The sequence below is a fragment of the Streptomyces sp. CRN 30 genome (assembly GCF_034105845.1).
Map to the genome: position 1 here is coordinate 70,483 of NZ_JAVRHI010000376.1, position 22,256 is coordinate 92,738.

20 protein-coding genes, 1 tRNA gene and 1 pseudogene are annotated in these 22,256 nt (G+C 72.4%); 11 read left to right on the forward strand and 11 right to left on the reverse strand.

Annotated features, from left to right (window positions below; translation table 11 throughout):
* Positions 1-137 precede the first annotated feature (137 nt).
* A complete protein-coding gene (locus UW392_RS40350; RefSeq protein WP_320780229.1) occupies positions 138-1,376 on the forward strand; it encodes a site-specific integrase in 1,239 nt (412 codons plus the stop codon).
* Positions 1,377-1,468: 92 nt separating this feature from the next.
* Here UW392_RS40350 and UW392_RS40355 read toward each other — a convergent pair whose 3' ends face one another.
* From UW392_RS40355 to UW392_RS40370, 4 genes are all read right to left on the reverse strand, one after another.
* Complete coding sequence (locus UW392_RS40355; RefSeq protein ID WP_320780230.1) at positions 1,469-1,816, reverse strand: hypothetical protein; 348 nt, start codon at positions 1,814-1,816, stop codon at positions 1,469-1,471.
* Between the two features lie 110 nt (positions 1,817-1,926).
* Positions 1,927-2,002, reverse strand: a tRNA-Arg gene (locus UW392_RS40360).
* Positions 2,003-2,138: 136 nt separating this feature from the next.
* Positions 2,139-3,767 carry an IclR family transcriptional regulator C-terminal domain-containing protein gene (locus UW392_RS40365; protein WP_320780231.1) on the reverse strand — a complete coding sequence of 543 codons (1,629 nt, stop codon included), beginning with the start codon at positions 3,765-3,767 and terminating at the stop codon, positions 2,139-2,141.
* Positions 3,768-3,851: 84 nt separating this feature from the next.
* Positions 3,852-5,132, reverse strand: a complete 1,281-nt coding sequence (locus tag UW392_RS40370; protein ID WP_320780232.1) for a M6 family metalloprotease domain-containing protein — start codon at positions 5,130-5,132, stop codon at positions 3,852-3,854.
* A 285-nt stretch (positions 5,133-5,417) separates the two neighbouring features.
* Here UW392_RS40370 and UW392_RS40375 point away from each other — a divergent pair, with 285 nt between their 5' ends.
* A complete protein-coding gene (locus tag UW392_RS40375; RefSeq protein WP_320780233.1) occupies positions 5,418-6,074 on the forward strand; it encodes a TetR/AcrR family transcriptional regulator in 657 nt (218 codons plus the stop codon).
* Positions 6,075-6,251: 177 nt separating this feature from the next.
* Positions 6,252-7,790 (forward strand): MFS transporter, encoded by a 1,539-nt coding sequence (locus UW392_RS40380; protein ID WP_320780234.1) that lies wholly within the window; start codon positions 6,252-6,254, stop codon positions 7,788-7,790.
* Positions 7,791-7,956: 166 nt separating this feature from the next.
* Here UW392_RS40380 and UW392_RS40385 read toward each other — a convergent pair whose 3' ends face one another.
* Positions 7,957-8,481, reverse strand: a complete 525-nt coding sequence (locus tag UW392_RS40385; protein ID WP_320780235.1) for a MarR family winged helix-turn-helix transcriptional regulator — start codon at positions 8,479-8,481, stop codon at positions 7,957-7,959.
* Between the two features lie 174 nt (positions 8,482-8,655).
* On the opposite strand from UW392_RS40385, the gene UW392_RS40390 reads away from it, so the two are divergent.
* Positions 8,656-9,417 (forward strand): class III extradiol ring-cleavage dioxygenase, encoded by a 762-nt coding sequence (locus UW392_RS40390; protein WP_320780253.1) that lies wholly within the window; start codon positions 8,656-8,658, stop codon positions 9,415-9,417.
* A gap of 13 nt (positions 9,418-9,430) precedes the next feature.
* Here the strand turns inward: UW392_RS40390 and UW392_RS40395 are convergent, their stop codons facing one another.
* Positions 9,431-9,961, reverse strand: coding sequence for an N-acetyltransferase family protein (locus UW392_RS40395; protein WP_320780236.1), 531 nt, complete (start codon positions 9,959-9,961; stop codon positions 9,431-9,433).
* A 211-nt stretch (positions 9,962-10,172) separates the two neighbouring features.
* On the opposite strand from UW392_RS40395, the gene UW392_RS40400 reads away from it, so the two are divergent.
* Together UW392_RS40400 and UW392_RS40405 are read left to right on the forward strand one after the other, a co-directional pair.
* Entirely contained in the window at positions 10,173-11,168 is a 996-nt protein-coding gene (locus UW392_RS40400) for an RNA polymerase sigma factor RpoD/SigA (protein ID WP_320780254.1), read from the forward strand.
* A gap of 446 nt (positions 11,169-11,614) precedes the next feature.
* A complete protein-coding gene (locus UW392_RS40405; RefSeq protein ID WP_320780237.1) occupies positions 11,615-12,334 on the forward strand; it encodes a TetR/AcrR family transcriptional regulator in 720 nt (239 codons plus the stop codon).
* A 40-nt stretch (positions 12,335-12,374) separates the two neighbouring features.
* On the opposite strand, the gene UW392_RS40410 is transcribed toward UW392_RS40405, so the two are convergent.
* Positions 12,375-13,373 carry a YafY family protein gene (locus UW392_RS40410; protein ID WP_320780238.1) on the reverse strand — a complete coding sequence of 333 codons (999 nt, stop codon included), beginning with the start codon at positions 13,371-13,373 and terminating at the stop codon, positions 12,375-12,377.
* 141 nt (positions 13,374-13,514) lie between these two features.
* Between UW392_RS40410 and UW392_RS40415 the strand changes: the two genes are divergently transcribed.
* The 3 genes from UW392_RS40415 (at position 13,515) to UW392_RS40425 (ending at position 17,490) form a co-directional block, all read left to right on the forward strand.
* The gene (locus UW392_RS40415) at positions 13,515-14,276 is read left to right on the forward strand and encodes a DeoR/GlpR family DNA-binding transcription regulator (RefSeq protein WP_320780239.1); all 762 of its coding nucleotides are present in this window, start codon (positions 13,515-13,517) and stop codon (positions 14,274-14,276) included.
* Positions 14,273-15,250, forward strand: a complete 978-nt coding sequence (pfkB, locus tag UW392_RS40420; RefSeq protein WP_320780240.1) for a 1-phosphofructokinase — start codon at positions 14,273-14,275, stop codon at positions 15,248-15,250. The genes UW392_RS40415 and pfkB overlap by 4 nt, the downstream gene beginning before the upstream one ends.
* A gap of 146 nt (positions 15,251-15,396) precedes the next feature.
* Positions 15,397-17,490: a fructose-specific PTS transporter subunit EIIC gene (locus UW392_RS40425; RefSeq protein WP_320780241.1), complete on the forward strand. Its 2,094-nt coding sequence runs from the start codon at positions 15,397-15,399 to the stop codon at positions 17,488-17,490.
* Positions 17,491-17,547: 57 nt separating this feature from the next.
* Here UW392_RS40425 and UW392_RS40430 read toward each other — a convergent pair whose 3' ends face one another.
* Together UW392_RS40430 and UW392_RS40435 are read right to left on the reverse strand one after the other, a co-directional pair.
* A complete protein-coding gene (locus UW392_RS40430) occupies positions 17,548-18,285 on the reverse strand; it encodes a DUF6227 family protein (RefSeq protein WP_320780242.1) in 738 nt (245 codons plus the stop codon).
* A gap of 158 nt (positions 18,286-18,443) precedes the next feature.
* On the reverse strand, positions 18,444-19,649 hold the full coding sequence (locus tag UW392_RS40435; RefSeq protein WP_320780243.1) for a L,D-transpeptidase: 1,206 nt from the start codon (positions 19,647-19,649) through the stop codon (positions 18,444-18,446).
* 172 nt (positions 19,650-19,821) lie between these two features.
* Here UW392_RS40435 and UW392_RS40440 point away from each other — a divergent pair, with 172 nt between their 5' ends.
* Together UW392_RS40440 and UW392_RS40445 are read left to right on the forward strand one after the other, a co-directional pair.
* Positions 19,822-20,847: a P1 family peptidase gene (locus tag UW392_RS40440; protein ID WP_320780244.1), complete on the forward strand. Its 1,026-nt coding sequence runs from the start codon at positions 19,822-19,824 to the stop codon at positions 20,845-20,847.
* Between the two features lie 88 nt (positions 20,848-20,935).
* Positions 20,936-21,217 (forward strand): hypothetical protein, encoded by a 282-nt coding sequence (locus UW392_RS40445; RefSeq protein ID WP_320780256.1) that lies wholly within the window; start codon positions 20,936-20,938, stop codon positions 21,215-21,217.
* A 19-nt stretch (positions 21,218-21,236) separates the two neighbouring features.
* On the opposite strand, the gene UW392_RS40450 is transcribed toward UW392_RS40445, so the two are convergent.
* Positions 21,237-21,728, reverse strand: coding sequence for an MscL family protein (locus tag UW392_RS40450; protein WP_320780245.1), 492 nt, complete (start codon positions 21,726-21,728; stop codon positions 21,237-21,239).
* A gap of 141 nt (positions 21,729-21,869) precedes the next feature.
* Positions 21,870-22,256, reverse strand: a pseudogene (locus tag UW392_RS40455) (hypothetical protein); the annotation flags it as partial.

A 22,256-nucleotide genomic window follows, 5' to 3' on the forward strand; every position in this document is an offset into this window, starting at 1 on the left:
GACTTCTGTCGGTTTTACGAGTCAACTATTGCCAAGCCTGCTCGATCCAAGTTAAAGCTATATGCCATGGCTACTGATCGCTTGGAGAAGGAACAATCGGAAAGTCGCCCGCCCCTCGTCGCGGAGGAACGGGGCTGATGGCGCGAGTCTGGATCGAGGACCGCGCCGGGCACACGGCGTACGCGGATGCCGTGGCGGCGGCCAGGAAGGCGGGCCGCTTGCCGCCCGGCCGCTACCGCGTGCGCTGGTACGGCCCCGACGGCAAGCCGAAGATGAAGACCGTGGCCCGCAAGTCCGACGCCGAGGCCGAGCGGACCAGGCTGGAGTCCCGGCTCACCGACGGCTCTTACCGGGATCCGGCCGCAGGACGCGTGAAGTTCGCGGAGGTCGCGGACTCCTGGCTCGCCGCGCAGATTCACCTCAAGCGCTCGACGCGCAGCCGCTACCGAGGAGTTCTCGACGTACACGTGATCCCGCGATGGGGAACGACCTCCCTCGACCAGATCCACTTCGAAGACGTCGTCGAGTGGTTGGCCGCCATGTTGTCCGGCGAGGCGACGGGCGGCAGGAAGCTCAGCCCCCTCTCCGTCAGGAAGGCGTACGTCGTCCTCAACCGGGTGCTCGGCTACGCGGTTCGCTCCCGGCGTCTGGCCGTCAACCCTGCCGTCGGAGTGCCCTTGCCGAAGGCGGCCCCCACTGACCACGTCTACCTCGACGACCTACAGGTGGACGCACTCGCCGAAGCGGCGGGCGCCTATCGCGTACTCATCCTGCTGCTGGCCTACACGGGACTGCGCTGGGGCGAGGCGTCCGCGCTCAAGGTCGGGCGCGTCGACCTCGACTCGTGCCGCGCCCACATCGTCGAGGGATACGTCGAGGACAACGGCAAGCTCTACATCGACACCCCCAAGAACCACGAGCGCCGGTCGGTTCCCATCCCGCGCTTCCTCGCCGCAGAGCTGAGGCGCTACGTCGAGGGCCGGGGCGAAGACGAGCTTCTCTTCACCGCCCCGCAGGGTGGACCGCTGCGAGCCCGCAACTTCCGCCAGCGGTTCTTCGCGCCGGCGGTCACCAAGGCAGGGCTCGGCCACCTCAAGGTCACCCCGCACAAGCTGCGCCACACGGCGGCCTCGCTCGCCATCGCCAGCGGCGCGGACGTCAACGTCGTACAGACGATGCTGGGCCACAAGTCCGCGACCCTGACCCTGGACACGTACGGGCACCTCTTCCCGGACCGCCTGGACGAGGTCTCCAAGAAGATGCACAAGCGCCGTTCCAAGCAACTGGCCAAGGCGAAGGCCAAGCTGGAGCAAGCGGAGCGGAAGGCGCGTAAGGCCGCTGAGGCGGTGGCAGCCCTGGAGGAAGGCGTCGCGTGATGTGTGCTTGATTCGTGCCGGAAGCCGATTGTGACCGAGGGGCCGTTGCGCTGCGCTGCTGCGGCGGGGCGGCCCTTCGGCCGTCGCTCGGATCAGATCGGGCGCGGCCCGCGGTTCTCGTCCCGTGTCCGATCCATCGCGGCGGCTGCCGCCTGCCCTGCCAAGCGCTCGATCTCCTCGGGTGCTTCCCGCTCGTCGAGTACGAAGAGCCGGCCATTGACGAGGTGGGTGGTGGTCTTCCAGCCGAGACGTGCTCCCGCCTCGCGCGCGGCCCGGCGGACGGCCGCGAGGTTGCCCATCTTCGTGAGGTCGTCGCCGCTCAGGATGAGCTGCCCGTAGTAGCCCTCGTACTGCGGGTTCAGGCTGCCCCGCATCAGTGACTCAAGACGGTCGACCAGCTTCTCGTGCCGGCGTCGGGCCAGCTCGTCTTTCGCGGGCATGTCGGGCGGCTCCCCACCGCTTCCCACAGCCGCATGTGTGCCATATGTGTGCTGCGACTGCGGAGGCCCTCCCGCCCGTCGGACGGAAGGGCCTCTGACCAGGTTTTTCCTGGTGCCCCCGGCAGGATTCGAACCTGCGACACCCGCTTTAGGAGAGCGGTGCTCTATCCCCTGAGCTACGAAGGCAAGGCCACGAAGGCCGGTCGGTGGTGTTGGCTCGGGCCAGTGGACCACCGCCGACAGTGTAGCGGGTGGGGGACGCCGCTCATGTGGTGTGCAGGTCAGGTCGCCGGCTGTCGGGCGGTAGGCGGGGCGGGTCGGGTCACGTCGGTGGGATTCGGCGGAAGCGGCCCGCTGCCGACAGGTCCGCTTCGAGGGACGTCGCCGTGGCCCGTAGGGGCGGGAGGAACTCCGTCAGGAACCACTCCGGGGTGCGGTCGGCCGCGTGCATCGAGACGTCGATCGCCGCCACCGTGCGGCCGGTGCGGTCGCGGACCGGGACGGCGAGGGAGCGGAGGCCCGCCTCCAGTTCGCCGTCGGTGAGGGCGTAGCCCTGGAGACGGGTTTCGGGTGAGGGGCGCAGGACGCGGCCCAGGGACGTCGCCGCGGCCGGCAGCCGCGTGCCGAGTGTGACGCGTGCGCTCATCACGCGGCCCGTCGTCGCCCGCCCCGTGTACTGGATCTCCGCGCCCGAGGCGGACAGGACCGCGAGGGAGACCGTCTCGTGGACCTGGGCGGCCAGCGCCTCAAGGTGGGGCTGGGCGATCTGGGGGAGGGACAGGCCGGAGAGGGGCGGGAAGCCCAGGGAGAGGACCTGGGGGGTGAGGGCGAAGGTGCGGTGGTCGGGGGAGGGTGTGATCAGGCCCGCGTACTCGTGGGTCAGCAGGGCGCGGCGGGCCGTCGCCCTGGCCAGGCCCGTCGCCTTCGCCACGTCGGTCAGGGTCAGCGCGGACCTGCCCTCGCCGAACGCCGTCAGGACGGTCAGGCCGCGGGCCAGTGACTCCACGAAGCCGCGGCCCAGTTCCTGTTTGGACGCGCCGGTCCAGGTCGCGAGACCGGTGGGCGCGGCCACCGGCTCCCCCGCCGGCGCCGCGCGCAGGTCGGCCTCCATCGACGCCACCGTCTCCAGCAGCGCCGGGAGCAGGGTGTCGCGCAGACCGGCGGCCGTGTGCCGGCTGGTGTGGCTGACCACGTTGGCCACACAGGCCGGACGGCCGGTACGGGGGTCCCGTACCGGTGCCGAGACCGCCACCAGGCCCGGTTCGATCAGCTGGTCGTCGAGGGCGAAGCCGTCGGCCGCCGCTCGGGCCGTACGGCGGGTGAAGTCCTCGTCCGGGGTGGTGCGGTGGCGCGGTGGGACCGCCGGGAACCGCTCGTCCCGGGGGTCCGACGCGCGGCGGGCGCGCCAGCGGTGCCAGTCGGCGTCCGTCCACCGCGTCGCGAACAGCGGGCCGGGCGCGGTGCGTTCGGCGGGCAGCAGGTCGCCGATGCGGAAGCTGAGGGACATCGCGCGGCGCCGGGTGGCCTGGTGGATGAAGCGGATGCCGTCGCCGTCGGCGACCGCCAGGGAAACCGATTCGTCCAGGGCGTCGGCGAGGGCGTCGGCCCGCCCGGACAGCAGGTCGGGCAGGCGCAGGGCCGCGAGGTAGGCGTTGCCCAGTTCGGACAGGCGGGGGGCCAGCGTCACGTCTCGGCCGTCCGGGCGGACGTACCCCATGCGGGCCAGGGTGGTGGTGACGCGGTCGACCGTGGAGCGGGCGAGTCCGGTGGCCCTCTCCAGTCCGCTGAGGCTGAGAACGCCGTCCGCCTCGGTGAGTTCGCGCAGTACGGCGATCCCGCGCAGCAGCGGCGTGACCGCCTCGGCCGGTGGGCCCGCCTCGGCCGGTGGGTCCGTTTCAGGCGCGGGTACGGCTGCGGCGGCGCGTACGTCGTGCGTGGTCTCGGCGGGCATCGGGTCTCCGGTACGGCGGTTCGGGCTGCGCCCACCGTACGTAATCCCGCGGGAGGGCGGGGAAGGACGGGCAGCCGTACCGGCTCAGCGCCGCGTCACCCGCACCACGTGGTCCCCCTTCAGATCCGCTCCCGCCACCGCGATCGTCACCCCGTGGCGCGGGTCCTCGAACTTCTCGCCCGGGGCGAACGTCGCGTCGGACAGCTCCGCGTGGACGTTCGGGCTCCGTGTGCAGCCGCCGCTGTCCCGGCGCGAGTCGTAGACCTTGACCGGGCCCATGCCGGTGTCCACGTCCGCGTCGACCTTGTAGACGAGGACTCCCGGCCGGCACACCGTCTCGTCGTTGCCCTCGCGGGTGCGTAGCTCCACGGCGTAGCCGGAGCGCGCGTCGAGGGGGACGAAGACCAGCTTGGGGCCGCCGGGGCGGGCCAGCGGCGTCAGGTCGTACTCCTCGGTGCCCGGCGCCGACGCGCAGTGCACCTGGTCGGCGTCGAGCCACCCCAGCTTCCACTTGTGCCAGCCGACGAGGTCGTTGTTGGCACCCCAGTCCTCGCTCATGATGTCCCAGTGGCCGACCGCGCCGCCGCCCTCCTGCGTGTAGAGGTCGGGCAGCCCGAAGACGTGGCCGTTCTCGTGGGGGAGTACGCGGTAGCCCGTCGTGTCGTAGGAGCCGGAGCCGTCGTCCTGGCGGGAGTAGACGAAGGACGCGTTGGCCACGGGGACGCCGTCGGCCACCGGGGCCTCGTGGTTGCCGGCGAAGGTCACGGACAGGACGGTGTCCAGGGCGGACGGGCCCGCGTTGGGGGTGACCAGGATGTTCAGTAGGTCGTAGGCGCCGAAGTCCACGTCCGGGTCGGCCGTCTCCACGATGTCCTCGACCAGGTCGCGGTAGGCCGGCTCGAAGGGGGCGCCGCGCTCTATGCCGTACTCGGCGAACGGCTTCGGCATCCGCAGCCAGTCGCGGACCGGGGCCTCGGGGCGGTAGTCGAGACGGCCGTAGGAACTGGTGGCGAACCACTGCCGGGTCTGCGGGAAGAACTCCCCGTAGCGGTCGAGGGCCTTGCCCTCCCCGGGTGCGTCGGAGAAGTCGACCATGAGGTTGAGGGCGCGGACGGTGCCGGTGGAACGGGAGTAGCCGTGCGAGGTCGGTACGCCCTCCGACATCTGGATCTCGGTGCCGCCGGTGATCATGCAGGGGCCGTGCGCGGAGGAACGGGAGAGGGTGGCGGGTGCCGCGCCCGCCGTGGTCGCCCCCGGCGGGAGGTGGCCGGTGCCCGCCGAGGTGCTGACCGCCAGGGTCAGCGTGGTGACGGACACGAGGGCTGCCACGCGGCGGGGGCGTATCCGTCGGCGCTGCGGCTGCATCCAGTCCTCCCGGGCCACGGCAGCCGCCGGTCACCGACTGCATCCTTTCGATCACCCTGGGGCGGAGGAGGCGGGCGCGCTCGTTGGAGCGGACCGATCGTGGGTTTCCGGTGGGTAGCGATAGCGATAGCGAGGCAGGGGTGGCCAAGTCGTGTGACTCAGGTCACGTGAAAAGAATGAAGGTCGGGAAATAACCGGGGATCGTTTCCCCGTTTAGACCTGTGTCCGAGCGAAACGGGGACTTCTTCCCCGGATCGCGACACCACAGTCCACCAGGAGTACGCCGTGCAGACCGCGACCCCCGTGCGCCGCAAGGTGACCCGGCCCCGCGCCGACGCCCAGCGCAACCGGGAGCGCATCCTCGCCGCCGCCCAGGAGATGTTCGTCGAGCACGGCCCCGAGGTGCCGCTCGACGAGGTCGCCCGCCGGGCCGGCGTCGGCAACGCCACGGTGTACCGCAACTTCCCGGACCGGGACGCCCTCGTCCGCGAGGTCGTCTGCTCGGTCATGGACCGGATGGCACGGGCCGCCGAGGTCGCGCTCGCCCAGCGCGGCGACGCCTTCGAAGCGCTGGAGCGCTTCGTGCACGCCGCCGCCGACGAGCGGATCAGCGCCCTGTGTCCGATGGTCTCCGCCACCTTCGACCAGCACCACCCCGACCTGGAAGCCGCACGGAACCGGGTCGAGGGGCTCGTCGGCGAGATCATGGGCCGCGCCATGGCCACAGGTCAGCTACGGGGCGATGTGGGCGTCGGTGACCTGATGGTCGCCGTGGCCCAGCTCAGCAGGCCGCCCGCCGGTACGAAGTGCCTGCGCGGCGACCGTTTCACCCACCGTCATCTCCAGCTGTTCCTGGACGGACTGCGGGCTCCGGCCCGCACCACCCTGCCGGGCACGGCCATCACCGTGGAGGACCTGCGCAGGCCCTGCGAACAGTCATAGTCATAGTCATAGTCACGTACGCCTCAGGCTTCTCACCGACAGCACCTTCCGGGCTGTAGGCCGACCTTCCGTCGGCGCGCCGGCCTTGCCGTGCCGTTACCCCGTCGTTTGTCGTTCCGGCATTCCGTCTTCCGTCTTTCTGTCAGCACGTCCCGACCTTCCGAAGTGGGTACCCCCATGTCCGAAGCAGCCGTCAAGGCAGCTCCCGGCGTCCCCGACGCCGGCCGCTGGAAAGCGCTCGTCTTCATCGCGCTCGCCCAGCTGATGGTCGTCCTCGACTCGACCATCGTGAACATCGCCCTGCCCTCCGCCCAGCAGGACCTCGGCATCTCCGACGGCAACCGCCAGTGGGTCGTCACGGCCTACGCGCTCGCCTTTGGTGGTCTGCTGCTCTTCGGCGGCCGCATAGCCGACCTGTGGGGCCGCAAGCGCGCCTTCGTCGTCGGTCTGATCGGCTTCGCGCTGGCCTCCGCGCTCGGCGGCGCGGCCACCAACGAGGCGATGATGTTCGGCGCCCGCGCCCTCCAGGGTGCGTTCGGCGCGCTGCTCGCGCCCGCCGCGCTCTCCCTGCTCGCCGTGATGTTCACGGACGCCAAGGAGCGCGCCAAGGCGTTCGGCATCTACGGCGCGATCGCCGGTGGCGGTGCCGCCGTCGGTCTGATCCTCGGCGGTTTCCTCACCGAGTACCTGGACTGGCGCTGGACGTTCTTCGTCAACATCCCGTTCGCCGTGATCGCCGCCGTCGGTGCCTGGCTCGTCATCCACGAGCCGACCGGCAGCCGCAACCGCGCGACGCTCGACATCCCCGGTGTCATCCTGTCCACCCTGGGCCTGGTCGCGCTGGTCTACGGCTTCACCCGCGCCGAGTCCGAGGGCTGGAGCGACGCCACGACCGTCGGCCTGTTCGTCGCGGCGGCGGTGCTCCTGGTCACCTTCGTGTTCGTCGAGTCCCGCGTGAAGGCCCCGCTGCTGCCGCTGCGCGTGGTCGCCGACCGCAACCGCGGCGGTGTCTACCTCTCGCTCGGCCTCGCCATCATCGGCATGTTCGGCCTGTTCCTCTTCCTGACCTACTACCTCCAGGTCGTGAAGGGCTACTCGCCGGTCAAGACCGGCTTCGCCTTCCTGCCGATGGTCGCGGGCATGATCACGGGCTCCACCCAGATCGGCGCCCGCCTGCTCACCCGCGTCCCGCCGCGGTTCCTGATGGGCCCCGGCTTCCTGGTCGGCGCGGTCGGCATGCTGCTGCTGACCCAGCTGGAGATCGACACGTCCTACGCCGCCGTGCTGCTGCCCGGCATGCTGCTCCTGGGCCTCGGCATGGGTACGGCGTTCATGCCCGCCATGTCCCTGGCCACCCAGGGCGTGCGGCCGCAGGACGCCGGTGTCGCCTCCGCGATGGTCAACACCTCCCAGCAGGTGGGCGGAGCCATCGGTACGGCGCTGCTGAACACGATCGCCGCCTCGGCCACCACGTCCTACATCGCCGACCACATCGGCGGCGCGGCGAGCCGCTCCCAGCAGCAGCTGGTGCAGCTCCAGGGCCAGGTGCAGGGGTACACCAGCGCGATCTGGTTCGCCGTCGGCATCCTGGCGGCGGCGGGCGTCATCGCCCTGACCCTCGTCAACGCCGGCCGTCCGGGCGCCACCGCCGTCACCGGCTCCGGCGCCGCTGAGGGCGCCGAGGACGAGCTGCCGGTGCCGGTCATCGCCCACTGACGGCTGCCGGTGCCGGTCATCGCCCACTGACGACCGGCTGACCGACCGGCCCGCCGGCCCGCGGGCCGGCCGACCGGCCGTACCCCTTCGGTACCGGTACCAGCCGTACGCCCAGGGGGAGGGGACGCCCCCGCGTACGGTCCCCGGATCCGCCCCGGCCGCGCGCTCAGCGCAGCCAGGGCAGGTCCGCGCCCGCTCCGGCGGGCTGGAGTCCCTCGGCGACGATCCGCATGATCTCGCCGAGGGACTCCTGCTGTTCGGGGGTGAGCCGGGCGAACACGGCCTGGCGGACGGCGGCCACATGGCCGGGCGCGGTCTCCCGCAGCACCGCGTACCCCTCGTCCGTGAGGACCGCGAACTGGCCCCGCTTGTCGGAGGGACAGTCCTCGCGCCGCACCCAGCCGTTCTTCTCCAGCCGCGCGATCGCGTGCGACAGCCGGGAGCGGGTGATCTTGGCGTACCGCGCCAGCTCCGTCATCCGCAGCCGTCGCCGGGGCGAGTCGCCCAGCTTGACCAGCAGGCCGTAGTACACGTGCGGCATCCCCGCGTCCCGCTGGAGCTGGCGGTCGAGATGGTCTTCCAGAAGCGTCGCCGCCTCGATGTAGGAGCGCCAGACGTGCTGCTCGCGGTCGCTGAGCCAGCGCGGCTCGTCGCCCGGTGCGGGAAGTGCGGGGGTGGGTGCCGTGGTCATACGTCCACTGTACGAGTCTCCTTCTTGAAGCTTAAACAACTGGGGCGTACGCTTCTGTTCAACACAGCTTGATACTTCAAGTACCCAGTGATTCAGGAGATCCAGGTAAGGAGCCGCGTCATGTCCGCCGTCACCCAGGGCCACGGAGTCATGGACCGCGCCTCCACGGGGCGCATGCCCGCCCTCTACCTCAGCCATGGCGCCCCGCCGCTCGCGGACGACCCCGTCTGGCCCGGCGAGCTGGCCGCCTGGTCCGCCGGACTGCCGCGCCCGACGGCGATCCTCGTCGTCTCCGCCCACTGGGAGGAGGCGCCGCTCGCCCTCGGCGCCGTGCAGACCGTCCCGCTCGTCTACGACTTCTGGGGCTTCCCCGAGCACTACTACCGCGTGCGCTACGGCGCCCCCGGCGCACCCACGCTCGCCGAATCCGTCCGCAAGCTGCTGCGCGCCCCCGGCACGCCGGTGCAGGACGTCCCGGACCGCGGCCTCGACCACGGCGCGTACGTGCCGCTCGTGGAGATGTACCCGGACGCCGACATCCCCGTCCTCCAGGTCTCCATGCCGACCCTCGACCCGGTCCGGCTGATGGAGATCGGGCGGCGGCTCGCGCCCCTGCGGGACGAGGGCGTGCTGATCGTCGGCTCCGGCTTCTTCACCCACAACCTGGCCGCGCTGCGGCAGGGCGGCACCCCGGCCTGGTCCGCGGAGTTCGACGACTGGGGGCGGCGCACCCTGGACGCCGGAGACGTGGACGCGCTGCTCGACTTCGGGCACAAGTCCCCGGCGGGCCGGCTCGCCCACCCGCGCACCGAGCACTTCGCCCCGCTCTTCGTGACGCTGGGCGCGGCGGACGCCGCCGGTGAGCTGGACACCCAGCGGTCGGTGATCGACGGGTTCTGGATGGGGCTGGCGAAGCGGTCGGTGCAGTTCGGGTGAGCCCCCGTACGGGCTACAGCTCCTTCTCGTACCAGGCCACGTCCCAGTAGCGGCCGAACTTGCGGCCCACCTCGCGGTACGTGCCCAGGTGCCGGAAGCCGAAGCGCTCGTGCAGCCGGGCCGACGCCTCGTTGGGCTGGGCGATCCCCGCGTACGCGCGGTGCACGTCCTCGTCGGCCAGCGCCCCGAAGAGCGCCTCGTACAGCAGGGTGCCGATGCCGCGCCCGCCCGCGCCCGGCGCCACGTACACAGTGACCTCCACGGAGGTGTCGTAGGCGGGCTTGGGCCGCAGCGGGCTGGACGTGGCGTACCCGAGAATCCGCTGTGAGCCCGCGCACGGGTTCCCGTCCGTGGCAACCATGAGGCGGTGCGGTCCGTCTAGAGGGTGAGAGAGCAGCCACGGACGGCGCTCTTCGGGGGAGAAGATCCGGGTGTCGAACGTGATGGGCGTCTCACTCACATAGTGGTTGTAGAGGTCGGTGAGGGCCTTGAGATCCCCCTCGACCCCCGGCCTGACCTGGACCTCCGCAGCCTCGGACAGCATCACGCCCCCTCATGTGGCGGCACAGGGTACTGCATGATCAGAAAAATGGAGTGACGCGTTGGGAATTCTGTCCGGATTCCAGTCGTTGTTTCCATCAGATGCAGGGCACCCGTAGGAGTCCACGGAGTCCGGAGCAAGCCGGGACGAAGAGGAGACGGTGTCCAAGGATCTTGAGTACGACCCGCTGACCCACCATCGCAAGGGAGCACGCATGGCAACCCGTGCCGTCGCCCGTCGTAAGTCCGCCACCGGGACGAGCGACGCGGCAACCAGCGTCCGCGCCAACGGCGGCGAGCTCGCCGACCGCGATCTGGTCGGCATGTACCTCGACGAGATCGCGCGTACACCGCTGCTCGACGCCGCCAAGGAGGTCGAGCTGTCCCAGACCATCGAGGCAGGTGTGTTCGCGCGCCAGGTCCTCGAAGGATATGAGGACACCGAGGCGGATGCCAGTCGTGAGGAGTTGCAGGCACTCGTCGACGCGAGCGAGCGGGCGAAGGACGTCTTCATCCGTTCCAACCTGCGCCTCGTCGTCGCCGTCGCCCGCCGCTACCCGCGCAGCGGCCTGCCGCTCCTGGACCTGATCCAGGAGGGGAACGCCGGTCTGGTGCGCGCGGTCGAGAAGTTCGACTACCGCAAGGGCTTCAAGTTCTCGACGTACGCCACCTGGTGGATCCGTCAGGCCATCACCCGCTCCATCGCCGACCAGTCGCGCACGATCCGGCTCCCCGTCCACCTGGTGGAGGAGCTGGGCCGCATCCGCCGGGTGCAGCGCGAGTTCAACCGCGAGCACGGCCGTGAGCCGGAGCACGCCGAGATCGCCGCCGAGCTGGGTTCGACGCCGGAGCGCGTCACCGACGTGCTCGACTGGGCCCGCGACCCGGTCTCGCTGAACATGCCGGTGGACGACGAGGGCGAGACGCAATTCGGTGACCTGCTGGAGGACTCCTCCGCGGTGTCGCCCGAGCAGTCGGTGCTGACCCTGCTGCGCAGCGAGGAGCTGGACGACCTGATCGGCCGCCTCGACCCGCGCACGGCCTCCATCATCAAGATGCGGTACGGCATCGAGGACGGCCGGGAGCGTACGCTGACCGAGGTCGGCAAGGAGCACGGACTGACCCGCGAGCGCATCCGGCAGATCGAGAAGCACGCGCTTCTCGAACTGAAGAAGCTGGCCCGCGACACCGGCTTCGAGGCCGCCGCGTAAGGCGCGGTTCAGCAAGGCGCAGTTCAGTAAGGCGCGGTTCAGTAAGGCGCAGTCCGGACCGGCGGTCGCGGGCTCCCGGGCCGGTCGCCGCCGGCGGGCGGTGCCCGGCGTACGCCGGGTGGTGCGGGACCGCGCGAAGATGACTGTGCAACGCTGCTTCAAACGACGAGGTCCTGGGAACAAGCATTCAGGGCCCACCCGTTCGGGCCCGGGGCCGCATTCCCCCGGCCCCCGAGACCACGTCCCGTCGCACTCCCCCCGGCGCCGGGACGTCCCCAGCCGGGCTCGGCCGCTCTCCCCCCGAGCGCCCGAGCCCGGCTCTTTCGTGCCCGCGCCCGCCCGTGCGCTTCCGCGTTCTCGTGCTGGAGGGCGGTACACCCCGGACCTGAACCCCGGGGTGGCCCGCCAGATGGCAGATTGTGCCACAGGGGCATACATTGCCGAAGGTGAGCAGCACGACCCCCGAGCGCCAGTCGCTCACCGAACGACGCAAGAGCGAGACGCGGACGGAGATCGCGCGGGCCGCCGCCCGGCTCTTCGTACGGCAGGGACTGCGCGCCACCCGCGCCGAGGACATCGCCCAGGCCGCCGGGATCGCCCCGCGCACCTTCTACCGCTACTTCGCTACCAAGGAGGAGGCCGTCGCGCCGCTCTACGCGGCGGGCGCCCAGCGCTGGGCGGAGGCGGTCCGCGACGCCCCCGCCGGGCTCTCCCCGCACGAGGCACTGGAACACGCGGTCAGGCTCACCCTGACGCCCGGCGCCGGAGTGTCGGCGGCCTCCTGGGAGTTCGTCCGCACCCTGATCCGGCTGGCCGAGTCCAGCCCGGCCCTGCGCAAGGTGTGGGCGGAGGTCTACCACACCTCGGAACGCGCCCTCGCGGAGGTGCTGGCCGACCGCCTGGCAGCCGGCGACGACAACGTTGCCAGACGGCTGGCCGCGTCCCCGCGGCTGCGTTTCGTCGCCGCGGCGGCGGGTGCGACCGTACGGATCGCCCTGGAGCACTGGGCCGGTGAGGACGACGGCGACCGGCCCGGTCACACCGGCCGGAGCGCCCTCGACACCGCCCTGGGCAACCTGGAGACGCTGCGGCACCTCCCGTGGGACACGCTGACGGACGCGGTGACGGACGCGGTGACGGACGCGCGCACGGAACCGCCGGAGTGACCGGACGGTCCTCGGGATCGCCGACGGGCCGAGTACGGAGTCACCGGGCTCGGGCAGGACGGTGCGGGGGATCGTCGCCCGCCGCCCGCACCATCCGCGCCCCCATCTCCCGTACGCACGCCACCAGTTCCGCCGGCTCCCGCACCCGGAAGTCGACGCCCAGCAGCACCAGCCGTACGGCCAGCCACTCCACCGGGTCCGAGAGGGTGCCGCGCACCTCGCACGCGGCGCCGTCGTCCACCGGCTCCGGGCTCCCCAGCCACCCCGGCAGCAGCGGCGCGACGGTGTCCACCGGGGCAGCGAACCGGACCGACACCTCGTAGGAGTCGCTGTGCCGCCGCATGGAACGGCGCAGGTACTCCGCCGCATCCCCGGTCGGCAGCTCGCGGGGCGTGAACCGCGCCCCGGTCGCGAACGGTTCGCTCACCCGGTCGACCCGGAAGGTCCGCCAGTCTTCACGGTCCAGGTCGTAGGCGACGAGGTACCAGCGCCGGCCGGTCGACACCAGGCGGTACGGCTCCGTCAGGCGCCGCGAGTCCGTGCCGTCGGCGGCGCGGTAGGCGAACCGCAGCCGCTCCCGGCCGGCCACCGCCGAGGCCATCACGGTGAGCGTCTCGGGTGCGATGCTCGGCCCGTCCCCGCTGGTCAGCGGCATGGTGGCGGCCTGGAGGGTGGCGACGCGCCGGCGTAGCCGGGACGGCAGCACCTGCTCCAGTTTGGCCAGCGCCCGCACGGACGCCTCGTCGACGCCCTCGACCGCGTGCCCGGCGCCGGCCCGCAGTCCGACCGCGATCGCCACCGCCTCCTCGTCGTCGAGGACCAGCGGCGGCAGCGCCTTGCCCGCGACCAGCCGGTATCCGCCCTCGGACCCCATCGTCGACTGCACGGGGTAGCCGAGTTCGCGCAGCCGGTCGATGTCCCGCCGGACCGTGCGCCGCGACACCCCGAGCCGCCCGGCCAGCTCCGCGCCGGGCCACTCGCGGGGCGTCTGGAGCAGGGAGAGCAGCGTCAGGAGCCGGGCGGGGGTGTCCGTCGTCATGGGGGAGAGGATGGCGCAGAAGGAGGACAGTCGGCGTCCTAGATTCGCCGCGCCGCTGCCCGAACCTGTTTACTTTCCCGAAAACCATCCGTAGCCTCCCGCTGAAACCACACGTTCGGGCAGGCTCGGAGGCAAACGGACATGTACGCACCGGAGCGGCAGCAGGAGATCCTCCGGCTCGCCCGGGACGGCGGCCGGGTGGACGTGGTGTCGCTGGCCGAGGAGTTCCAGGTGACGGCGGAGACCATCCGCCGCGACCTGAAGGCCCTCGACCGTGCCGGGCTGCTCCGCCGGGTGCACGGCGGCGCGATCCCCGCCGGGCGTCTCGACTTCGAACCCGACCTCGCCGAACGCGAGTCGACCGCGGCGGACGAGAAGGACCGGATCGCCAGGGCCGCCCTCGCCGAACTGCCGTCCGACGGCACGGTGATCCTGGACGCCGGTTCCACGGTGGCCCGGCTGGCCGCCGCCGTCCCCGTCGAGGCGTCCCTCACCGTCGTCACGCACAGCCTGCCCATCGCCGCGCGCCTCGCCGACCACCCCGGCATCCAGCTCCACCTGGTCGGCGGGCGGGTACGGCACCGCACCCGCGCCGCCGTCGACGCCTGGGCGCTGCGCGCGTACGGCGAGATCCGCGCCGACGTCGCCCTGGTGGCCGCCAACGGCTTCTCCGCCGAGCACGGCCTGACCACCCCCGACCTCGCCGAGGCCGCCGTGAAACGCGCCGCCGTCGCCGCCGCCCGCCGCGTGGTGCTGCTCGCCGACTCCGCCAAGTACGGCCAGGAGCACTTCGCCCGCTTCGCCGCCCTGACCGACGTGGACCTCCTGATCACCGACAGCGGGCTCGGCCCGGACGACGCCGCCGCCCTGGAACGCGGCGGCACGGAAGTGTTACGCGCATGATCCTCACCGTCACCCCCAACCCCTCCCTCGACCGCACCTACGAACTCCCCGCCCTCGACCGCGGCTCCGTCGTCCGCGCCACCGGCGAACGCGTCGACCCCGGCGGCAAGGGCGTCAACGTCTCGCGCGCCGTCGCCGCGTCCGGACGGCGCACCGTCGCGGTGCTGCCGCTCGGCGGGGCGCCGGGCGCGCTCGTCGCCGACCTGCTCGCCGCGCAGGGCATCGAGGCCGCGCCGGTGCCGGTGGCCGGGGCCACCCGGTCCAACATCGCGCTCGCCGAGGCGGACGGCGTCCTGACGAAGATCAACGCGCCCGGTCCCGAACTGTCCGCCGCCGAACGCGAACTGCTCCTGGAGACCGTCCGGCTCCGCTCCCGCGGCGCCGACTGGATCGCCTGCTGCGGCAGCCTGCCGCGCGGCCTCGCGCCCTCCTGGTACGCCGACCTGGTCGCCCGCGCGCACGCGGCCGGGGCCCGGATCGCGCTGGACGCCTCGGGGCCCGCGCTGCTGAAGGCGCTGCCCGAGCGGCCGGACGTCGTGAAGCCCAACGCCGGTGAATTGGCGGAGGCCGTCGGCCGCCCGCTGGCCACCGTCGGCGACGCGGTGCGGGCCGCCGCCGAACTCCGCGAGCGCGGCGCGCGGGCCGTCCTCGCCAGCCTGGGCGCCGACGGGCAACTGCTCGTGGAGGACACCGGCACCTGGTTCGGCACCGCCCGGGTGGCCGCCGTCCGCAGCAACGTCGGCGCCGGCGACTCCTCCCTCGCCGGGTTCCTCATCGCGGGCGGCACCGGGCCGGACGCCCTCGCCTCCGCCCTCGCGCACGGCGCCGCGGCCGTCGGCCTGCCCGGCAGCGTGATGCCGGCACCGGCCGACCTGGACCCGGCCGGAGTGACGGTGACGTCACAGGTGCCGCTGGAACGCGTGCTGACGGAGCCGGTGAAGGGGCCGGTGAAGGGGCCGGTGAAGGGCCGGTGACGGGCCGGTGACGGGGCCGGAGAAGGAGTCCGTGCCGTGACCCTGATCGGTCTCGTCCGCCCCACCCGCACCACTCGCCCCACTCGCCCCTTCTATGACTTCAACCCCTCTCGTAACTCCCCTCCCTCCGTTCCGAGGAGCCCGCGATGAGCCAACTGATCACCGTGGACCTGGTCGACCTCGATCTCGACCGGTCCGCCGACACCAAGGAGGCGGCGGCCCGCGCCCTCGCCGAACGGATGGCGGCCCTCGGCCGGGTGACCGACCTGGACGGCTTCCTTGCCGACGTGGCCGCCCGCGAGGCGCAGCTGCCGACCGGTCTCGACGGCGGCATCGGCATCCCGCACTGCCGCAGCGAGCACGTCACCGAGCCGACGCTCGCCTTCGGGCGCAGCGCGGACGGCATCGACTTCGGGGCGGCGGACGGGCCGGCCGACCTGGTCTTCCTGATCGCCGCGCCCGCCGGTGCGGACGACGCGCACCTGACGATCCTGTCCGCGCTGGCGCGGCAGTTGGCGAACGCGGAATTCACCGACGCGCTGCGGTCGGTACGGGACGCGGCGGCCGCGGTGGCGCTGATCCGCGGGGAGGAGCCGGCGGCCTCCGCTGCCTCGGAGCCGGAGCCGGAGCCGGAGCCGGAGCCGGGGCCGGGGCCGGGGCCGGGGCCGGGGGAGCCGGTGTCTGCCGGTGGCGGTGGCGGTGGCGGTGGCGGTGGCGACGGCGATGGTGGCGGTCGTTCCTTCCGTGTCGTCGCCGTCACCTCCTGCCCCACCGGCATCGCCCACACCTACATGGCGGCCGAGTCGCTGGAACACGCGGCCCGCGACGCCGGTGTCGAACTCACCGTAGAGACCCAGGGGTCGGCCGGCTTCACCCGCCTCGACGCGGCCGTGATCGCGGCGGCGGACGCCGTGATCCTCGCCCATGACGTGCCGGTACGGGAGAAGGACCGCTTCGCCGGGAAGCCCACCGTCGACACCGGCGTCAAGGCCGCCGTCAACCGGCCCGGCGAGCTGATCGCCGAGGCCCGGGAGAAGGCCGCACGCGGCGAGGTCACCGTCGCCGCACCCGCCGCCGGGAGCCCCGTCACCCGCACCGGCACCCCCGGCGACGGCCACGGCTACGGCACGAAGCTGCGCACCTGGCTGATGTCCGGCGTCAGTTACATGGTTCCCTTCGTCGCGGCCGGCGGCCTCCTCATCGCCCTCGGCTTCGCGATCGGCGGCTACGAGGTCGACAAGGCGCCCGCGGTGACCGACCACTTCGCGTGGTCCCAGGCCGACAGCTGGGCGGCGCTGCTCTTCCAGATCGGCGGCGTGGCCTTCGGCTTCCTCGTCCCCGTCCTCGCCGGGTACATCGCCTACGGCATGGCCGACCGTCCCGGCCTCGTGCCCGGCTTCGTCGGCGGGTCGATCGCGCTGACCATCGACGCCGGGTTCCTCGGCGGTCTCGCGGCCGGTCTGATCTCCGGCGCGGTGGTGATGGCGGTCCAGCGGATACGCATCCCGGCGGCCCTGCGCGGCATCATGCCGGTGGTGGTGATCCCGCTGGTGTCCTCGGCGGTCGTCGGTTTCCTGATGTTCGTCGTGATCGGCAAGCCCATCGCCTCCGCGCAGCAGGCCCTGACCGACTGGCTCGGCGGGCTGTCCGGCACCAACGCCGTCCTGCTCGGCGCGCTGCTAGGCCTGATGATGTGCGTCGACCTCGGCGGACCCGTCAACAAGGTCGCCTACACCTTCGCCACCGCGGGAATCGCCGTCTCCGACCCCAGCGACTCAGCGATGAAGATCATGGCGGCGGTGATGGCGGCGGGTATGGTCCCGCCGCTGGCGATGGCACTGGCGACGACCGTGCGCGGCCGGCTCTTCGACGCCACCGAACGGGAGAACGGCAAGGCCGCCTGGGTCCTCGGCGCCTCCTTCATCTCCGAGGGCGCGATCCCGTTCGCCGCGGCCGACCCGCTGCGGGTGATCCCCTCCGCCATGGCGGGCGGCGCGGTCACCGGGGCGCTGTCGATGGCGTTCGACGCGACGCTGCGCGCACCGCACGGCGGTGTCTTCGTGGTCCCGCTGATCGGCAGCCCGCTGCTGTACCTGGTCGCCGTCGCGGCCGGTGTCTGCGTCACCACGACCCTCGTCGTCGTGCTGAAGGGCCTGCGGGGCCGGGCAGCCCAGGACACCACGGCGCGGGAGGTGCCTGCTGTCGCGACGGGCGAGGAGAAGCGGACGGTCACGGCCTGACGGACCGGCGGCACGGCACGACGGACGGGGGCACGGCACGACGGACCGGGACGCCGCTCAGGCCGGACGCGCCGCGCGCCGCTCCATCGCCTGCCGGGCGGCGTCCTCGCTGACGTACACCTCGCACATGTGCCGCCCGTCGGGCGTCGCCGTGTGCTCGACCTCCCAGAGGGACATCTCCTCGCCGCCCTGGAGCAGGAACGCGTGCTCGTAGAGCGCGAAGGGCAGCCCCGCGCGTCCGGGCCTGCCGAACGCCTGCGTGATCTGGTGCGCGAGCGCCGTGGTCAGCTTCGCGGCGGTGTCGGCACCGGGCCGGTCCGCGTTCTCCGCGCGGCGCAGCAGCCGGCGCGCGTGGTCCACCGAACCCTCGGGCAAGTAGGCGAGCGGCGGGGCGGGCACCGGCGAGAGCCGCGTCAGCACCGGCAGCCGGAAGTCCGGCGCGTCCGGCGGCAGCGGGAGCCGCGCGGTCGCGGCCCGCAGCTCCTCCTCGTCGATGTACACCTCGTGCTGCGGCTCGCCGCCCGGCGTCGTGTTGTGGACCAGCTCCCACAGGGTGAGCGCGCAGCCGTCGGCGAGCAGCCACGTGTGCCGGTACGTCTCGCGGTGCAGTCCCGCGCTGTGATGCGCCGAGTGCAGCGAACCGTCGTGCGCCAGCGCGCAGTCCAGCCGGTGCAGTACGTCGTCGGGCAGTTCGAACGAGTTGAGGGCGCGACCCAGCAGTCGCGCGAGCTGCTCCTCCGGAGACTCGGGCGACTCGGGTGGTTCGTACGCTGACGTCTCGTACGGAACGCTCAAGGTCTCTCCCGGCGTTGCTGCATGTCACCTGGTGGGTGCATACCGTAGCCCCTCGGTCGGACATCATGTCCGGGAACCGAGAAAACGTACGCATGAAAAACACGCGGCCCGCGCGAAAAGTTCCCGCGCGGAGCCGCGAACTCCTGAAATCTCCCTGCTCAGACGGCGCTTCCGGCAGTCCACTCGCTCCACGGCAGGTTCCAGCCGTTCAGCCCGTTGTCCGGTGCGACCGTCTTGTCCGCGGAGTTCTTGACGACCACCACGTCCCCGATGAGCGAGTTGTCGTAGAACCACGCGCCGTCGGTGTCGCCCTGCGCCCCCTGGACGTCGGCGAGGCCCACGCAGCCGTGGCTGGTGCCCTGGCTGCCGAAGGGCGGGTTGCCCTTGCTGTACCAGTAGTTGCCGTGCACGAACGTCCCCGACGTCGTCAGCCGCATCGCGTGCGGCACGTCCGGTATGTCGTACTCGCCGCCCATCCCGACCGTCCGGCTGTTCATCCGGGTCTGCTCGGACTTCTCCGAGATGACCATCTGCCCGTTGTAGGTGGTGTGCTCCGGGCTGCCCGCGGAGATCGGGATCGTCTTCACCGTGGCGCCGTCGCGGACGACCGTCATCGTCTGCGTCGAGACGTCCACCGTGGAGACCTGCGAGCGGCCGACGGTGAACGTCACCGTCTTCTTCTGCACCCCGAAGACCCCGTCCGCGCCCTCGACCCCGTCCAGGTCGATCGAGGCCGTCACCTCGGAGCCGGCCTTCCAGTACTTCTCGGGCCGGAAGTCGAGCCGCTGCGCGTCGAACCAGTACCCGACCACCTTCTGCCCGCTGCTCGACGTGACCTCGATGTGCGACTGCACGGCCTTCTTGTCGGTGATCTCCTTGTCGAACGTGAACGACACCGGCATCCCCACGCCGACCGTCGTCCCGTCGTCGGGCGTGTAGGTCCCGATGAAGCTGTTCTCCTCCGAGACGGTGGTGAAGGTCGAGTCGGCGGACAGCTTGCCGCCGTCCTCCGCCTTGCCCGCCGCCGTGATCCGGTACTTCGTGCCGCGCTCCAGCTGCTCCTTCGGCTTCCAGCTCGTGCCGTCGCCCGCGATGCCGCCCGGCACGGCCGCACCCGACTCCGCCACCGTCATCCGTACGTCGGTCAGGGTGCCGTCGCTGACCTTCACACCCGTGGAGTTGATCGACGCGCCGGCCGAACCGTCCTTCGCCGAGATGGAGATGCGCGCCCCCGCGTCCCCGCCCTTGTCGCCGTCCGTCCCGGCGTTGGCGTCCCCACCGCAGCCGGTCAGGGTGAGCAGGCCGACCATCAGGACGGCACCGGCCCCCAGTGCGCGTCGCGTTGCTGTGTCCGGCGTTGTCACAAGCTGCCCCTGGTTCGTGTGAAGTACGCGATCCGTTCCAGTACGTGGGACAAGAGCGGTTCCGCGGACCCGGGGGTTCCCGCCGTTCGTTACGGAGGCGGTCGCGTGACACAACCGCGACAATGTGGCGGATCACGCCGGTGCCGTGACGGCCGCGGACCACACTGGCCCCATGACAGTCGACGGATTGACGGACGTCGCCGGGGTGCGCGTGGGGCATGCGACGCGGACCGGTGACGGATGGCTCACGGGGACCACGGTCGTGCTCGCTCCGGAGGGCGGCGCGGTCACCGCGGTGGACGTCCGCGGCGGCGGACCCGGCACCAAGGAGACGGACGCGCTTGATCCGCGCAACGTGGTGCAGAGGGTCGAGGCGGTCGTCCTGACCGGCGGCAGCGCCTACGGCCTGGACGCGGCGTCCGGCGTCATGGCCTGGCTGGAGGAGCGGGGCCGCGGGGTGCGCGTCGGCCCGGACCCCACCCACGTGGTGCCGGTGGTGCCCGCCGCGTGCGTCTTCGACCTCGGGCGCGGCGGCGACTTCCGGGCCAGGCCGGACGCCGCCACCGGCCGGGCGGCGGTGGAGGCGGCCGACTCCACCGCACCGGGAACGGCCGTCGCCGAAGGGTGCGTGGGGGCCGGCACGGGGGCCGCGCTCGGCGTGCTCAAGGGCGGGGTCGGGACGGCGAGCACCGTCGTGTCCGGCTTCACCGTGGCGGCACTGGTGGTGGCCAACGCGGCGGGCTCCGCGGTCGATCCGGAGACCGGGATGCTCTACGGGGAACTGGCCCGGGGCGGGCGCCCGGACTTCCCGGCGGACGAGGTGGTGGAGGCCGCGCGGCGGCGGCTCGCCGAGGCCGCCGAGCGGAACCCGCTGCCGCCGCTCAACACCACCCTCGCCGTCGTCGCCACCGACGCCGTCCTGTCGAAGGCCGAGGCGCAGAAGCTGGCGGGCACCGCGCACGACGGCATCGCGCGGGCCGTGCGTCCCGTGCACCTGCTCAACGACGGGGACACGGTCTTCGCCATGGCGACCGGGGAGCGGCCGCTGGACCCCGGGCAGCCTCTCGCCCTCAACGACCTGCTGGCGGCCGGCGCGGACGTGGTGACGCGGGCGATCGTCCGCGCCGCCCGTGCCGCCGACCCGGTGCACACGCCGGGCGGCAGCTGGCCCGCGTACCGGGAGCTGTACGGGGAGTGAGGCCGGGAGCTGTACGGGGAGTGGGGCCGGGGGCTGTACGTGACGTGAGGCCGGGGGCGCGGCGGAGGGGGCGCCGTACCCTGGAGACATGAGCACCGTCCCCGAGCCCGCCCCCCGGTCCACCTCCGGGTCCGCTCCCGAGCGCGCCCCCCGGCCCACCTCCGGGTCCGCTCCCGGGCGTGGCTCCGCGTCGGGCCGCGGTCCCGCGCCCGAACCGCGTGCGCCGAAGCCGGCGCTGGTCTTCGACGACCCGCTGGACCAGCAGTCCTCGGACGACACGGACCGCGGATGGGGCGAGCGGCCGGACGGCGGCGACTCCGCGGCCGACCTGAAGCGCTTCCTCGACGAGAAGCCGCCGCACCACCTCTGAGCCCACCGGCCCGCTCGGCTCAGCCCTGCCCAGGCCCCTGCGGCCGGTCGTGGCCCGCGGCGCGCCGCGCGACCAGTTCGTCGCGGATCTCCTTCAGCACCTCCAGCTCGGTCACCTCGATGATCTCCTGCGTGCCCTCCTTGGCCTTGCGGCGGGCCTCCTGCCGGGCCAGGTACTTCGACATCGGCAGGACCATCAGGAAGTAGACGACGGCCGCTGTGATCAGGAAGGTGAGCGTGGCGCCGAGGACGGAACCCCACAGGATGGGGATGCCGCTCGTGACCGTGCCGTCCTCCGCGATCTTGCAGGGAGCCTTCAGACAGGAGCTGTAGTGCTCCAGGCTCTTGGTGCCGAACGCACCGACCAGCGGGTTGATGACCCCCTTCACCACCGAGTTCACGATGTTGGTGAAGGCCGCGCCGATGACCACCGCCACCGCCAGGTCGATGACGTTCCCGCGCATCAGGAAGGTCTTGAAACCCTGCAGGACGCTCGGCTTCTTCTCGCTCACCTCGACGGTTCTCCTCGCATGAACAGCATGAACAGCTTGTGGAACAAAACGCTCCGCAACCTACGTCAGCGCCGGGTCGTCCTGTCCAATCGGGCCCTGCCCGACCGGGCCATGCGATACAGGGACTCGGCACGGTCGCCGTCAGCACAGGGTCACCGCCAGCCGGGCCCCGGGTCCGGCCCCGACCAGCCGGGCGGCCGTGGTGCGCGGAACCGACAGCACCACCAGCGCACCGCTCTGCCCGGCCGCGTCCAGCGGTTCCGGCACCTCGGCCACCCGGGCTCCCCGCGCGAGCACGAAGGCGGCGTCGCCGCCTGCCCCGCCTGCCCCGGCGGCCTCGGCGGCCTCGGACGCGACGACGTCGACACGGTCACCGGGCCTGAGCAGCCGCACCGTCTCCCCGTCGGCGATCCGCACCGGAGCCGCCACCAGCGGCGCGGTGTGCCGGTCCCGGGCCTGTCCCGCGACCGGGTGTCCGCGCGCCCGCCGGTCGTCGCGGGCGTCGGCCCCCGGGTGCGGGCCCGCCGC